At 59.8% G+C, this 14,353-nt stretch carries 13 protein-coding genes and 1 pseudogene; 6 read left to right on the forward strand and 8 right to left on the reverse strand.

Annotated elements, in window-relative coordinates; all coding sequences use genetic code 11:
* The first annotated feature begins 328 nt into the window (after positions 1-328).
* The 3 genes from DMO26_RS08170 to DMO26_RS08180 all read left to right on the forward strand — a co-directional run bounded on the left by DMO26_RS08170 (position 329) and on the right by DMO26_RS08180 (position 3,176).
* Positions 329-1,282 carry a serine hydrolase domain-containing protein gene (locus DMO26_RS08170; RefSeq protein ID WP_226951233.1) on the forward strand — a complete coding sequence of 318 codons (954 nt, stop codon included), beginning with the start codon at positions 329-331 and terminating at the stop codon, positions 1,280-1,282.
* A gap of 104 nt (positions 1,283-1,386) precedes the next feature.
* Positions 1,387-2,061 carry an RraA family protein gene (locus DMO26_RS08175; RefSeq protein WP_117191549.1) on the forward strand — a complete coding sequence of 225 codons (675 nt, stop codon included), beginning with the start codon at positions 1,387-1,389 and terminating at the stop codon, positions 2,059-2,061.
* Positions 2,058-3,176, forward strand: a complete 1,119-nt coding sequence (locus DMO26_RS08180) for a class II histone deacetylase (RefSeq protein WP_117191550.1) — start codon at positions 2,058-2,060, stop codon at positions 3,174-3,176. Before DMO26_RS08175 ends, DMO26_RS08180 begins: the two co-directional genes overlap by 4 nt.
* Before the next feature lie 77 nt (positions 3,177-3,253).
* Here DMO26_RS08180 and DMO26_RS08185 read toward each other — a convergent pair whose 3' ends face one another.
* Positions 3,254-4,828 carry an ABC transporter substrate-binding protein gene (locus DMO26_RS08185; protein WP_226951234.1) on the reverse strand — a complete coding sequence of 525 codons (1,575 nt, stop codon included), beginning with the start codon at positions 4,826-4,828 and terminating at the stop codon, positions 3,254-3,256.
* Between the two features lie 33 nt (positions 4,829-4,861).
* On the reverse strand, positions 4,862-5,716 hold the full coding sequence (locus tag DMO26_RS08190; RefSeq protein WP_117191551.1) for an alpha/beta hydrolase: 855 nt from the start codon (positions 5,714-5,716) through the stop codon (positions 4,862-4,864).
* Positions 5,717-5,998: 282 nt separating this feature from the next.
* Here DMO26_RS08190 and DMO26_RS08195 point away from each other — a divergent pair, with 282 nt between their 5' ends.
* Both DMO26_RS08195 and DMO26_RS08200 read left to right on the forward strand, forming a co-directional pair.
* Positions 5,999-7,138 carry a serine hydrolase domain-containing protein gene (locus DMO26_RS08195; protein WP_117191552.1) on the forward strand — a complete coding sequence of 380 codons (1,140 nt, stop codon included), beginning with the start codon at positions 5,999-6,001 and terminating at the stop codon, positions 7,136-7,138.
* A gap of 16 nt (positions 7,139-7,154) precedes the next feature.
* Positions 7,155-8,276 carry a C45 family autoproteolytic acyltransferase/hydolase gene (locus tag DMO26_RS08200; RefSeq protein WP_117191553.1) on the forward strand — a complete coding sequence of 374 codons (1,122 nt, stop codon included), beginning with the start codon at positions 7,155-7,157 and terminating at the stop codon, positions 8,274-8,276.
* Positions 8,277-8,372: 96 nt separating this feature from the next.
* Here DMO26_RS08200 and DMO26_RS08205 read toward each other — a convergent pair whose 3' ends face one another.
* From DMO26_RS08205 to DMO26_RS08215, 3 genes are all read right to left on the reverse strand, one after another.
* Positions 8,373-9,944: an ABC transporter substrate-binding protein gene (locus DMO26_RS08205; protein WP_117191554.1), complete on the reverse strand. Its 1,572-nt coding sequence runs from the start codon at positions 9,942-9,944 to the stop codon at positions 8,373-8,375.
* A gap of 144 nt (positions 9,945-10,088) precedes the next feature.
* Entirely contained in the window at positions 10,089-11,015 is a 927-nt protein-coding gene (locus DMO26_RS08210; RefSeq protein WP_117191555.1) for a LysR family transcriptional regulator, read from the reverse strand.
* Between the two features lie 37 nt (positions 11,016-11,052).
* Entirely contained in the window at positions 11,053-12,198 is a 1,146-nt protein-coding gene (locus tag DMO26_RS08215; protein WP_117191556.1) for a serine hydrolase domain-containing protein, read from the reverse strand.
* A 123-nt stretch (positions 12,199-12,321) separates the two neighbouring features.
* Here DMO26_RS08215 and DMO26_RS08220 point away from each other — a divergent pair, with 123 nt between their 5' ends.
* The gene (locus DMO26_RS08220; protein ID WP_117191557.1) at positions 12,322-13,278 is read left to right on the forward strand and encodes an alpha/beta hydrolase; all 957 of its coding nucleotides are present in this window, start codon (positions 12,322-12,324) and stop codon (positions 13,276-13,278) included.
* A 205-nt stretch (positions 13,279-13,483) separates the two neighbouring features.
* Here the strand turns inward: DMO26_RS08220 and DMO26_RS34780 are convergent, their stop codons facing one another.
* The 3 genes and pseudogenes from DMO26_RS34780 to DMO26_RS35045 form a co-directional block, all read right to left on the reverse strand.
* Complete coding sequence (locus DMO26_RS34780; RefSeq protein ID WP_264319351.1) at positions 13,484-13,615, reverse strand: hypothetical protein; 132 nt, start codon at positions 13,613-13,615, stop codon at positions 13,484-13,486.
* A gap of 48 nt (positions 13,616-13,663) precedes the next feature.
* Positions 13,664-13,936 (reverse strand): LysR family transcriptional regulator substrate-binding protein, encoded by a 273-nt coding sequence (locus tag DMO26_RS34350; protein ID WP_117191558.1) that lies wholly within the window; start codon positions 13,934-13,936, stop codon positions 13,664-13,666.
* Positions 13,937-14,192: 256 nt separating this feature from the next.
* A pseudogene (locus DMO26_RS35045) lies at positions 14,193-14,312 on the reverse strand (helix-turn-helix domain-containing protein); the annotation flags it as partial.
* Between the last annotated feature and the right edge of the window lie 41 nt (positions 14,313-14,353).

Consider the following 14,353-nt stretch of genomic DNA (forward strand, 5'->3'; position numbering starts at 1 on the left):
GTGGTCTCAAGTAGGGAAGATGCAGATTTAACAATGCCTTCAAAATTGAAAGCGGCATAAATTCACGTAACATATTGCGATCTGCGATCGCAATATTCTAAGATCGGCTGATCGAATTATAGCAAGGAGACGAACCGTGACGGGAACGGCATTCAAACGCGCCGACATCGATCTGAGCAACTGGAGAGTTCGGCCCTATTCCACGTGGTCATTTCAGAACGTAGGTGAATTTGTGCCCTCTGCGGTCGTCGCAAGTACACGCCGCACTGAGGAAGCGGATCTGGATTTCGGCCATTTCGCCAGTCTTCAGGTCACGAATTTGGTAGGCTTGAACGTACCAATCCAGCAATTTCTCGTCGAGAGCGAGACCAACGCCCTGACGATCATGCGCGATGGCAGGTTCATCGCCGAATGGCATGCACCCCATTTTGCCGCCGAAAAGCCCCATATCATCTTCTCGATCACCAAATCCGTCACCGGCCTGCTTGCCGGGATTCTCGTCGAACGCGGGGCGCTTTCGCTGGATGAAACGGTCGCCACCTATATTCCGGATGCGGTTGCATCGGCCTATGGCGATCTTCCGGTACGTGATCTGCTGAACATGACGGTGGCGGTTGATTTCAACGAGACCTATCTCGACAAGACCGGCGACTACGACCGCTATCGCCGCGCGATGCTGTGGAACCCGGAGCGGCCCGGCGAGCCCACGCCGACTCTGCGCGAGCTTGTCTGCTCGCTGCCGCGCGCGGCCCGCGACCACGGTAGCCATCACGCCTACCAGTCCCCCAATGCCGACATGGCCGGACTGGTGGTGGAGGCAGCAAGCGGCAAGCGTTACGCCGAATTGCTGGAAACCGAGATATGGAAACCGATGGGAGCCCATTCCGACGCCTTCCTGACGGTCGATCGCGCCGGCAATCCGCGCGCATCGGGAGGCCTTTCGATGACGGCTCGCGATCTTGCCCGGCTCGGCGAACTGGTGCGCACCGGTGGTAACGGCGCGCTGCCGGATGCCCTTGTGGCAAGCCTTTGGGCCGGTGGCGACAGGGATGTCTGGGCGAGAGGTGAGCAGCGGTTGCTTTATCCCGGCGGCAGCTATCGCTATTTCTGGTACGAGACCGGAACCGGCGCCCTGGCCGGCATGGGCATCCACGGCCAGCAGATCTGGATCGACAAGGCATCCGGTACCGTCATCGTGCGCATGGCATCGGAATCACTGCCGGTCAATGATGCGCTCGATCAAAAGGTGATCGCCATGATGAAGGCAATTTCGGCGGCATAGCCGGGCTTGCAGCGGAAATTCTTGTCGCCGAGCGCCAGTATTTCTCGTTTGATTTCGATGATGGCCTCACGCAGTTTCGGGGCATCAAACTCCAGCGAGGAACCATGTTCACGATCAATGATATGCCGCCGCAACTCGACCCGGAACTGGTGAAGCTGCTGGAACAGGCCGAGACCGGCACGGTCGGTCATTTCTTCCATTCCGGCTTCGTGGATCGGGGCATTGCTGCCGTGCTCGGCGACAGGCGCGTTGCCGGCACGGCGGTCACAGTGCGCACGCCGCACGCGGATTCCACCATCGTCCACTATCTGGCGAAGCTGGTGCGGCCGGGCGATTTCGTCGTGATCGAACGGTGCGGCGATACGCGCCATGCCTGCTGGGGCGGCGCCGTCTCGCACGCGATGAAGATTGCGGGCATTGCCGGCGCAGCCATCGATGGCCCCTCGACCGATCTTGCCGAGATCCGGAAGATCGGCCTGCCCGTCTGGTGCCGTGGTCCCTCCTCCATCACGACGAAGCTGCTCGGCATGGACGGCGAGATCAACGTACCCGTCACCGTCGGTGGCCAAGTCATCCGCCCGGGCGACGCGATCCTTGCCGACGAGAGCGGCGTGGTGGTGCTCGACCCAAGAATTGCCGAAGCGACGGCCCGTGAGGCGATCGCCGACCAAGAGGACGAACAATTGTTGCTGGAGCGCCTCCGCAAGGGCGAGTTCCTGCCGGATATCACCGGTGCAACCCGGCTCGTCGAAGACAATCTGGCCGTGAAGCGCGCATGAGCATCGAGACGCGCAGAACCGGCTGGAATTTTCACGAACTCTATCTGTGGCACGATACCGGCAATGCCGCGAGCTGGTATCCGCCGGGCCTTTCCATCGAGCCGGGAGAGCATGCGGAAAACCCAGCCACCAAGCGGCGCTTCAGGAACCTCATGGAAGTCTCCGGTCTCGCCGACAAGCTCGTGCAGATCAGGGCCGAGCCGGTGACCGAAGACGATCTACGGCTGTTCCATACGCCGGACTACATCCGGCATATCATGACGCAAAGCGAAGCCGGCGGTGGCGATGCCAGCTATCTCACCCCGTTCGGCGGCGGTAGCTATGAGATTGCCTGCCTCTCGGCCGGCGGAACTTATGCGATGGTCGATGCGGTTCTCTCCGGCCATATTCACAACGGCTATGCGCTGGTCCGCCCGCCGGGCCATCACGCCGAGCGCGACCGGGGGCTCGGCTTCTGCCTGTTTGGCAACGTGCCCATAGCAATCCTCAAGGCCCGCCAGACACATGGTATCGAGCGCATCGCCACCATCGACTGGGATGTCCATCACGGCAATGGCACGCAGTCGGCGTTCTACAACGATCCCGGCGTGCTGACGATCTCCATCCATCAGGAGCGGCTGTTCCCCAGCGATCGCGGAGACCGGTCCGAACGCGGGGCGGAGGCCGGCGAAGGCTTCAATCTCAACATTCCGCTCCCGCCAGGCAGCGGCGATGGCGCCTATATGGCGGCTTTCGATCGCGTCGTCGTTCCGGCTTTGATGCGTTACAAACCGGATTTGATCATCGTCCCCTCCGGCTTCGACGCCTCGGCGATCGACCCCTTCGGTCGGATGATGCTGCATAGCGACAGCTATCGTAAATTGACCCGAAAGCTCATGGACGTCGCGGATGTGCTTTGCAGCGGTCGCATCGTCATGAGCCATGAGGGTGGTTACTCCGCGTCCTATGTGCCCTATTGCGGGCTGGCGGTGCTGGAGCAATTGAGCGGCATCCGCACCGGCATCACCGACCCTTTCCTGGAGGTCTTCGTCAACTATTCCGGACAATCGCTGCAGCCGCATCAGGCGGAAGCGGTGTCTCTCGCGGCAGAATTGGTCGGCCAAATGCCGAGCTGACATGCCGGGCCCGGAAATCAGGAAAGAATCTGAGCCCGCCCATGCCACAGGGCGGGCTCACTGTAGAAAGACCGAGGTTATTTCGACTTCCAGACGTGCCAGGCACGAACACGGTCGAGCGGCCAGACCTTGTAGTCATGCACCTTCGGTCCGACAGCGTCGATGATCGGCGTGTAGTAAAGGCCGAAGATCGGCAGGTCCTTTACCATCAGCGCGTGGATCTGCTTGAAGATAGCGCGGCGCTTGCCGATGTCGGTTTCCCGCATTGCCGCCACGTTCAGGGCTTCGGCCTCCTTGCTCTCCCACTGGCTGGAAGGATCGGTCGCCTTGTCGCCGATCAGGCCGACATAACGCAGGCTCGGATCGGAAAGCGGCGAATAGCCGAATGACTGCAGCTGGAATTTTCCTGCGAGGAAGTTGTCCAGCTGGGCGGCCCAATCCAGCGTTTCCAGCTGCACATTCATGCCAATGGCGGAAAGAGAAGCCTGGATCAGCACCGCATTGTCGTACATGCCGGGGTAGCGGCTGTTTGTCTGCAGCTTGATTGGCTGCCCCTTGTATCCTGCCTGCTTCAACAGCGCCTTGGCTGCTTCCGGATCGTAGGTCGGCCAATCCAGGAAGGCATTGTCGAAATAGACGCTGGACTGGGCGACGGCTGAAGGATTGTAACCGGTCAGCCCCGCCGTCTTGACCTCGGCGATCTGCTTCATGTCGATCGCCTGGACGATCGCCTTGCGGATGCGCACGTCCGAGAGCAGCGGATCCTTTGTCTGAACAAGGATGGCGGTAAACGAGAGGCCCGGCGCATAAATGATGCGGGCACCCTTGGCCTTGAAATCATCCATGCGCGCCGCCGGTACCGTCTGCATGATATCGACCTGGCCGGCGAACAGCGCCGCCTCCGCCGAGGATTTGTCCGGGATGACGACATATCTTGCACTGTCGATATAGACGCTACGATCGCCGCTATAGCCGCTGCCGGGTGCTTTCGAGGGCTTGTAGCCATCAAAGCGCGTCAAGACAATCTGTTGTTCCTTTTTCCATTCGCCGAGTTTGAACGGGCCGCTGCCGATTGCCGAATTGGCGATCCATTTGCCATCGGCGCCGACATTCTTCGGGCTTGCGGCCCAGACATTGCAGGCGACATTGGCAAGGTGGATCAGGAACATGCCGTTGGGTTGGTCGAGCTTGAAGACCAGCGTCTTCTCGTCAGTCGCCTCGACCGCAGTGACCTTGAAGCCTTGCGTGCCGTCGAAATTCGGAACGCAGAACCAGGGATTGTCGCTTTTGGCGGTCGCCATGCGCCGCTCGAACAGCCATTTGACATCGGCGGCACGGACAGGGTCGCCATTGTGATAGGTCGCGTCCGGCCGCAGGTGAAAGGTATAGGTCATCCCGTCCGGCGATATATCCCAACTGTCGGCAAGCGCCGGGCCGACGGACAGGTCATCCCTGTAGCCGACCACCTGTTCGTAGATATGGTGGAGGATCGCGTCGGTATTTGCATCGCGCCGGCTGGCGTCGAGGCTTCGGATATCCGAATTGAGCGCAATCGTCAGAACCCCACCTTTTTCAGGTGCCTGGGCAAATGTGACTTGCGGCATGACAAGGAGAGCTGCTGCGGCAGCCATGCGTAAACTGCGTTTCATCATGAACCCCATCTATTATTCTTGCTGATAATGCGATCACCCCTGCGAGGCGCGCAGGTCTTCCACGATCCTTGCGAAGAACCGCTTGACCAGCGGCAGCATGGTCTCGTCATTGTGGGCAACGTCCGGCACCACATCGAAGGTCACGTCGATACCGTTGCGCTCGAAGCTTTCCTTGAGCGAGACGATACGATCGACGCGGGTGACGCCGGCGATATTGGCATCCTCCATCCACCACCGGTCACCCGGCTTCACGGTAATTTCCCAGGTATTATGGTCCTTACCACCGATGATCATGTGAACCGGGATCTGCCGCATCGCTTCCACATTCAGCGGCTTGCCGAACACGTCATCGAAATTGCGCACGCCGACCCAGAAATCCCGCTCGAAATCAAGGAGCGTGACAGTGCCCGGCCCACCGATCGAGGCGGCGAGGATCTGCTCCGGATGGAGGTACAGGAAGCGCTGGGTAAATTGTCCGCCGCCGGAAAAGCCGTACATCATCACCTTGTCGCCGGCAATGCGGTACCGTTCTTTCATCTCGGCAATCATGTCGATCATGACCGCGTCGTAATGCAGCTCGCCGTAGCGCAGCATCTTGTAGCTGTTGATGTCGCCCGGGCGGGCGATGCTGGCCGGGAACAGCGGACTGAGAATGATCACACCATTGGCGTCGGCAAAATCCGCGAAGGCGTCGCGATAACCTTCCATATGGCGTTCGGTGCCGTGCACGACGACCAGCAGCGGATAGGTCTTGTCGGAGTCCTCATCATAGTCTTCCGGCACATAGGCACAATAGGGAAATCGCTGGTCGAAGCGCGAGGCATAAACGATGGTCGCGCCAAAATCATAAAATGTCAGCTTCTTTCCGTTACCGAGAATTTTGCGCATCCGCACACCCCTATTTAAGATTTTTTCAAACCATATATCGCGATCTGCGATCGCACAATGTGAATTTTATAGCTGCCATCGGATTTATAAATTTCCGTAAAACAAAGCTAAATCATGGAATTATATGAGACCGACATGGAATTTTCTAAATTTCGGGGCGACCGAACCAAAAATATGGAGCGAGTTTCCTGGTCGGCATATTGTGCGATCGCAAATCGCAATATAGCCTCAACATCAATTGCCGTAGCGCATATCAAAGATGGAAAGACAGAGAGGAAGAGCATGGAGCCGTTCAGCCGTTCCGACATTATACTCGCCAATTGGCGGACCCGCCCGTATTCCTCCTGGAGTTTCCAGAACGCCTCCGAACTCGTCCCTTCAGCGGTCATCGCGGGGCGGCGGATCCTGGAAAAAGCGGTGGTCGATTTAGGTGCCCTGCAGTCGCTTCCGGTGGAAGGGATGGACGGGAAGCCCCGCGCGCTCGAAACCTTTCTCGAGGAAAGCGACAGCGATGCCTTCCTGGTGATGCGGAAAGGCGAGATCGTCGCGGAGTGGTATGCGGGCCACTGCAACCCCGCCAGGCCGCACATGGTCTTCTCGATCTCGAAATCGATCACGTCGCTGATCGCCGGAAATCTTGTTGCCGAAGGGCGCATCGCGCTTGCCGATGTCATCGCCGATATCCTGCCGGCCTCCAGGGGATCGGCCTATGGCGATGCCACATTCGAACAGCTGATCAACATGAGTGTGAGCCTTGATTTCGAAGAGAATTATCTCGATCGTACCGGCGCGTTCGACCGCTATCGCCGCGCCATGCTGTGGAACCCGGACAATCCAGTGGACCCGGCGCCCGACCTCAAGACCTTCCTGTGCACCATTCCCCGCGGACCCTATCCGCATGGCAGCCTTCATGCCTATCACTCGCCGAATACCGACGTTGCCGGCATCCTGTTGGAGATCGTCTCCGGCCGCCGTTTCGGCGAGCTGCTGGAGACCCATCTTTGGCAGCCGCTTGGCGCTCTTGGCGATGTCCACCTCACGCTCGACAAGGTCGGCAATCCCCGCGCCTCGGCCGGCTTGTCGATGACTGCCCGCGACCTCGCCCGCATCGGCGAAATGATGCGACAGGGCGGCGGCGGCATGGTGCCGGAAACATGGGTCGCCGACATCTGGGCAGGCGGCAATCGCGAAACCTGGGCTACCGGCTCACAAGCCTGGCTCCTTAACGGCGGCAGCTATCGTTACTACTGGTATTGGACCGGTACAGGCGCCATCGCCGCGATCGGTATCCATGGGCAATGGCTGTGGATCGATCCGAAGACCGAAACCGTGATCGTCCGCCTCGCTTCCGAACCCGTGCCGGTCAACGACGATCTCGACCACGCCATCATCAAGATGCTCGCCGCCGTGTCGGCCGCCTGACCCCGGAAAGAAAATCATGACCGAAGCGACAGCCTTTCCCTTTATCGAGATCCACGGGTTGCCGATTGAACGTGGCCGCATGTATGGAGAACAGGCACGCGAGCGCGTCCACAAGTCCAGCGAGCTTTATCGCGAACAGCTCGGCAGGCTGGGCTATGGCCGGGAGAAGGTCGTCGGCCTCGTCGAAAACTTCCCGCCGGAAATTCTCGATTGGGCGCCGGAACTGGTCGAAGAGATGCGCGGCATCGCGGAGGGGGCGGCACTGGATTTCACCTCCGTGTTTCTGATCAACGCCCGCACGGAGCTTCTGCAGCTCGCGCGGCGCGGCCTGTCGTTCAAGGATGAGGAAAAGGATGGCTGCACCGGTGTGGTGGTGATGCCGAAGGCAGCGCGCGACGGCAAGCTGATCCATGCGCAGAACTGGGACTGGCGTGCAGAATGCGCAGAGACTTCCGTCGTGGTGCGCGTTCTGCAGGAGGATGGACCGGATATCCTGATGTTCACCGAAGCTGGCGGGTTGATGCGCAGCGGCTTCAACTCGGCGGGAGTGACGATTACCGCCAACTACCTGGAATCGGATCGCGACTACAAGAAACTCGGCGTGCCACTGCCATTCATCCGCCGCAAGGCGTTGGCCTCGCAGCATTTTGCGCAGGCGATCAAGACGGTGGCGACGACGGTCAAGTCGGGGTCCAACAACATCATCCTCAGCAGCCACGAAGGTGTTGCCATCGACTTCGAATGCGCGCCCGACGAGACCTTCCCTCTCTATCCGCAGAACGACCTGATCGTGCATGCCAATCACTGGCAGAGCCCGGTGGCGCTGTCGAAGCTTAGGGAAACGGGATTGCCGAACGTGCCGGACAGCCTTTATCGCGACCTGCGCGTACGCGAAAAGCTGGAAGGCAGGATCGGCGCCCTCGGGGTAGAGGATGTCAAGGACGCGCTGTTCGATACGTTCGGCACCCCCTACGCCGTCTGCCGACCGGCAATCCGCAACGAGGTCGGCAATCTTTCCGCAACGGTGGCAATGATCGTCTGCCAGCCGGACAAAGGCATCATGGAAGTGGCGCCCCTGCCGGCTGCCAATCGCAATTTTACGCGTTACAAACTGCCCATGGATGCCGACAAGGCGTAATCCGCCCCTGCCGGCAGGCCCGAGCGGCAAATAAAAATCGGCCGGAACGCCCCGGCCGGGCGGAGCGTTGCGGGATGGAATGATCCGCTCAACCCGTCACGACTTCTTCCACACGCCCCAGGCACGGGGTTTGTCGAGCGCCCAGGTGTCGTAACCGACGAGCTTCTCGGAAATCGCCTCGATGACCGGGAAATAATAGAGGCCGAGGATCGGCACCTGTTGTGCCATCAGCTTGTGAAGATCCTGCAACGCAGCCTGCTTCTCCTTCAGGCCGACCGTATCGATCGCCTTCAGGTAAAGCTCCAGGGCCTTCGGATCGCCCCATTGATAATTCGGCGTCTTCGACTTGTCGCCGGTAAACATGCCGTAGATGACCAGTGGATCGGGCCGCGAGGAATAACCGAAGGACTGCATCTGGAATTTGCCGGTCATGAAATTGTCGAGTTGCGCCGACCAGTCCAGCACCTCGAGTTCGACATTGATGCCGGCGGCGGACAGCATCGCCTGGATGACGATGGCATTGTCGTACATGCCGATATAACGCTTGTTGGTCTGCAGCTTGATCGGCTGGCCCTTGTAACCGGCCTCCGCCAGCAATGCCTTCGTCCTTGCGGGATCGTATTTCGGCCATTGCAGAAAACTTTCGTTGAAATAGGCGCTGCTCTGCGGAACACCGGAGGGATTGAACTCCGCCATGCCGGCCGTCTGGGCCGCGGCGATCTGCTGGAAATCGAGTGCATGGGCGATCGCCTGCCGCATCTTCACGTTCGACAGCAGCGGATCGAGATTTTGCATCAGGATGGCGGTCATGGAGAGACCCGGGGATGATATGATCTTCGCTCCCTTCGACTTCAGGTCCTCCACGCGTGACGGCTGTATGGTGGAAACGACATCCACCTGGCCGGCAAACAATGCGGTCTCCGCCGCAGTCTTGTCCGGCACGATGGTGAAGCGCGCCTCGTCGACATAAACGGTGCGGTCGCCGGCCTGGCCATTCTTCTCGCCCCCGGTGGCAAGGTAGCCGTCGTAACGGGCGAGCGAGATATATTGCTCTTTTTTCCACTCCCTGAGCCTGAAAGGCCCGCTGCCGATTGCCGAACCATCGATCCACTTGCCGTCGGCGCCGACGTTCTTCGGGCTGGCGACCCAGATGTTACAGACCGGATCAGCAAGCCGGACAAGGAACAGCGTATTCGGCGCATTGAGTTTGAAGACGAGCGTGTCGGCATCCGGTGCCTCGACCGCTTCGACCTTCAATCCGCGCGAACCGTCGAAGGTCGGCACGCATAGCCAGGGGGCATCGGTGCCGCGCGATGCCATGCGGCGTTCCCATAGCCATTTGAAATCGGCGGCCAGCACCTTGTCACCATTGTGGTAGGTAGTGCCTTTCTTGAAGGCGAATGTATAGATCTTGCCATCACCCGAAACATTCCAGCTTTCAGCCAGCATCGGGCCGACGGTCATGTCGGCGCGAAAGCCGACTAATGGCTCGTAGATGTGGTTGAGGACCGTATCGGTGTTGCTGTCGGTGCGGCTGCCATCGAGGCTGCGGATATCGGCGGTCAGCACGATCCTGATCACGCCGCCTTTTTTGGGTTCGTTTGCCCGGACGCCACCGGAAAGCATCAGCGCAGCCAGTGCCATGGCCGAAATCAGGCCGATCTTCATGAGCTTCTCCAACTGTTCCCGCCGCATTATGTATTTGACGGGCAAGCCGTGCGGTCCGCGGCCAGATCACCCCTGAAACACAGTGTGCAGATGCGGCAGGCCGAGTTCAAATGAGAAATCTTGCCTCACTGCCACAAGAAAAATCTATGGAGAAACCTCAGTTCCGGCACGAAAGAACAAGTCCTCCTCATCCACCTCGGCAGCCACCTGTAAGGCGATGCCGGCAACCGCCTTCACCAACGGATTTTCACTGAGATCGAGGTAGGAAAGATAGTGGCGGAAGATCGGGAAGGGCGGGTCCACGTCGAGGATGCGGAGAAGGCCCGACTCCAGGTGTTTGCGCAGGACCGCATGCGGCAGCGCCGTCGCGCCGAAGCCCTCGACGGCAAGATCGATCATCGTGATCAGGGCGTTGACGTTGGAGATCGAGGAGGCGCGCAGCCCCGCGTCTGAGAACTGTTTCATCAGCGCGCGGCAGGGCTCGCTGTCACGCGAGAAGGTCAGAAGCGGCCGGCCCGCAAGATCGGCCAGACTCAACCGGCCTTCCGGCAAGGAGAAATCCGGGCTTGCGGCCCATACGGATTCGAAGACGCCATATTCGCGGTTGATGATCCGGGCATCCTCAATGGCGCCCATGCCGAGCGCCATATCGATGCGACGGTCGAGCAGCGCGCGGGCGTTGGCGGAACTGGTTTCGATCTGCAGGTCGATGACGATGCCCGGATATCGCTGCCTGACCCGGGCAATGATGCGCGACAACAGCGAATGTGCGACGACATCGTTGGTGCCCAGACTGACAGAGCCCTGGATCTGGCCCGGCTCGGTGATTGCCACCCGGAAGCTCGCAACCGCGCGCAGGATTTCCTCGGCCCTGGGGATTGCCTGCTGCCCTATCGAGGTCAGGACGACGCTGCGCGAATCCCGATCGAACAGCGCCACGCCGAGTTCCTCCTCGAGCGTCGCTATGCGGTGGGAGACCGATGCCTGCGTCGCTCCCAGCCGGTCGGCGGCGGCACTGAAACTGCCCAGCCGCGCCACCCACAGGAACGTCTCGATAAATCTCAGATTCAACCTGCCGCTCCCGGGACGTTTGCGGCAGTCCTGGGTGTCAGGCTGCCGACACTGCCTTCATCATCGCGATGACACATTGGTCGAACGCATCGTTGACGGGAACCTGCTCCGCCGACAAGCGAACAATGACGGTTTCGGAAGCGCGGTCAACCCATAACCACTGCCCGAAAATACCCATGGCCACGAGCGCTCCGGTTCCGGTCTCGTACCAATAGGTGCGGTAGCTCCCGCCGGGATAGATGTAGCTCTGGTCGCCCTGCGCCCATAACGCCCGGTCGCCGCCCTGCCAAAGCCGCGCGACGAAAGCATCGGGCACGAGCCCATCGCCTCCCTTGCGGACCAGATCGCCGAACCGTGCCAGATCCCGTGCCGTCACGGAAATACCACCCGAGGTCCGCGGGCTGCCGGCGCGGTCGACCGTGATGAAGCCATCGGTATGGGCACCCATCGGCTGCCAGATCAGCATGCTGAGCAGGTCCGCATAACGCATGCCACCCGCAGCCTCCACGACGATGCCCGCCATGTCCGAATTCGGAGAGCGATAGGCATGTTGCGTTCCATGCGGGTGGGCAGCCTTGCGAAGCGAGACCAGGAACTCGCGCAGCGTCGGTGCCGGTTTTTCCGGATGCTCCGGCTGCCAGAGCACGGCACGACGGTAGCGGTCGAAATCGCCGGTCTCGTCGAGATAGCTTTCCTCGAACACGACGCTGACCGTCATGTTGAAAAGGTCGCGCACCGTGACGTCACCATAGGCGGAACCAACGGCATCCGGGACATAGGTGCCGACAAGGGCGGAAAAGTCGAGATTGCCCTGTGCTTCGAGAATGCCGGCGATCAGGCCAGTGAAGGACTTGGAAATCGAAAAGACCAGATGCGGCTGCGATGGGCCACACTCCTTGGCATACCATTCGGCGACGATCTCACCCTTCCTCATCACGACGAATGCATCCGTACCGTTCTCGTCGAGGAACCTGTCGAGAGGCAGCTGCCGATCGTCGAAATTGCGGATATTCAGTTCCGCGAAGTGACCAAGATCGAGCGGCGCCTGCTCCGCCCGGCGGGTGCTGCGAATGACGGCGGAAGGCACCAGTTCGGACATGTTGCAGAAGGCCCAGGTCGAATAGGGCCGGTCGCGCCAGTTGGCGAGGTTGATATCCGACCGTCGGAACAATGTAGTATTCATGGCCTCCTCTTCACTGCTGGAAAAACATTGCCGTTGTCGATAACCATAATTAAATTGCGATCGCAGATCGCGCAAGTATGCGGGATTACAAGTATTTTTCATGGGCCACAGTGAGGAAAATCGATGGTGGTGGACGCCGAAATTTCGCAGATGTTGCAGCGTCTGGCGGAAGAGAAGAATTCCGCACCCCGGCAGATGACACTTGACCAGTCACGCGAGATCTATCGCCAGCAGTATCTGTCCATGGGTCGCGCACCGGATCAGGACGTGGCAACGGAAACCGTCGATCTGCCTAGGACGACAGCCACCCTGACGTTGTATCGGCCGCCCGGCTTGACCGGACACGCACCGGTCGTCCTCTATCTGCACGGCGGCGGGTTCGTGCTGGGCGACCACCGCACTTATGCCGACCAGTCGGCCCGCATCGCCCTTGCATGTGGCGCGGTCATCGCTTTTCTCGATTACCGGCTGGCGCCGGAGCACCCGTTTCCCGCTGCGCTGAACGATACGCTCGCGGCGGCGCGCTGGCTGACTGAAAACGGCGCGGCCCTGGGTTTCGATCCGGCGCGTCTGGTCATCATGGGCGACAGCGCCGGCGGCAATCTGGCGATTGCGGCATTACGGCACTTCAAGCCGGAAGCCCCTTTCTGCCGCGCCGTGTTGCTCTATCCGGTCACGGATCTGCGACCCTATCGGGGTCTCGCCCCCTACTCCGCCTCCGACGAAAGTTACGCCACCGGCTATTTTCTCGAGCGACCGGCGATGGAGTATTTCTGCCGCGCATACCTGACTGATGCCGCATTGACGCTCGATCCGCGTGTATCGCCGTTGATTGCCGACGATCTCCACGGACTTCCACCAGTGGCGATCTATGGCGGCGAGATCGATCTTTTGCGCGATCAGGGCCGGCAGTTTGCCAACCGCCTGACCAAGGTCGGCGTGAACGTCCACCATACTTGCTTCGACGGCCTGATCCATAACTTCATGCAGCATGCGGGTATATCGCGACGATCCAATGAAGCCTTCATGATCGTCTGCGAGGACCTTCGGCGTGAGTTGAGCTCTGGCACTCCAGGTTGATGTCGCTGTTTCAGCGTACTAGTCGGCTCGTTGCATGATTGAGGATCCGATGGATCGAGGTAGGCGGGATAGTAAAAGGGCAAAATCGGTCGCAATCCCCGTATGGCAGCACCCAGAATTGTACAGAAGTGGCGATCTTGAGGGATACGAACCGACGACCCGCTCATTGTATCGGTCGAATCTACACAAGCGACTGATCATGCACTCATTTTTGCAAACTCAAAACTGCATTGATCACGGCGCCCCGTCTGGCGATCTTCTCGCTGCCACGACGCCAGAACACAACGTATTCATAGGTCACGGCCGGATGAAAGGAGATCGACTTCAGATCGAACATCGCACATTGCCGCGCAATGAAATCGTTCACCACCGTGATTGCAGAGCCCTACGCGGCAAACGCGGCGACAAAGCCGACGGCGTCCGTACGCACCCTGACATTCGGGCTACTTCCCTTGTGGGTGAAGGCGTTCAGCACCAGTCGGTTTGAAGAAAACTCACGATCCAGCGTGATCATGTGCTCCGATGAAACGTCCTCGGCGGTGAACCGTTCCTTCCCCGCAAGAGGGTGATCCGGCCGGACCAGGCAGACGCTGCTGCCCCTGGAAATCGTCTTCCATTCGAAAAAAACGTTCGTCGAGCGGCAACCGGGAAATTCCAATGTCCGCCTCTCCCGTCAGCACATGCTGGGCGATCTGATCTTGGCCCTGAGCCCGGATGTAGAATTCCAGCCAGGATTGGTCCGCTCGACTCCGCCACGAGTTTCGGGAGCATGGACAGGCAGACGATATGCGGCGCGGCGATACTAAGGCTATTACGGGCGACGGCGAAGGATCCGACGATCTCCCGCTCCATATGACCGAGTGCCTCGAAATGCCGTCGATCCGGTGGTAAATCTCGATGGCGCGCGTGGTGGGGATCAGGCCGCAGCGATCCCTCACGAAAAGTTTTTCGCCGACCAGCTTCTCTAAAAGCTTGAGTTGCTGGCAGCCGGCTGACTGGGTGATGTGCAGGTTTTTGACGCGCGCCGGGTCCATCCGGATCAGATGATCTCCCTGAAGGTCTGGGCTCACCTCAG

This window comes from Rhizobium terrae, assembly GCF_003425685.1.
Lineage (GTDB): Bacteria > Pseudomonadota > Alphaproteobacteria > Rhizobiales > Rhizobiaceae > Neorhizobium > Neorhizobium terrae.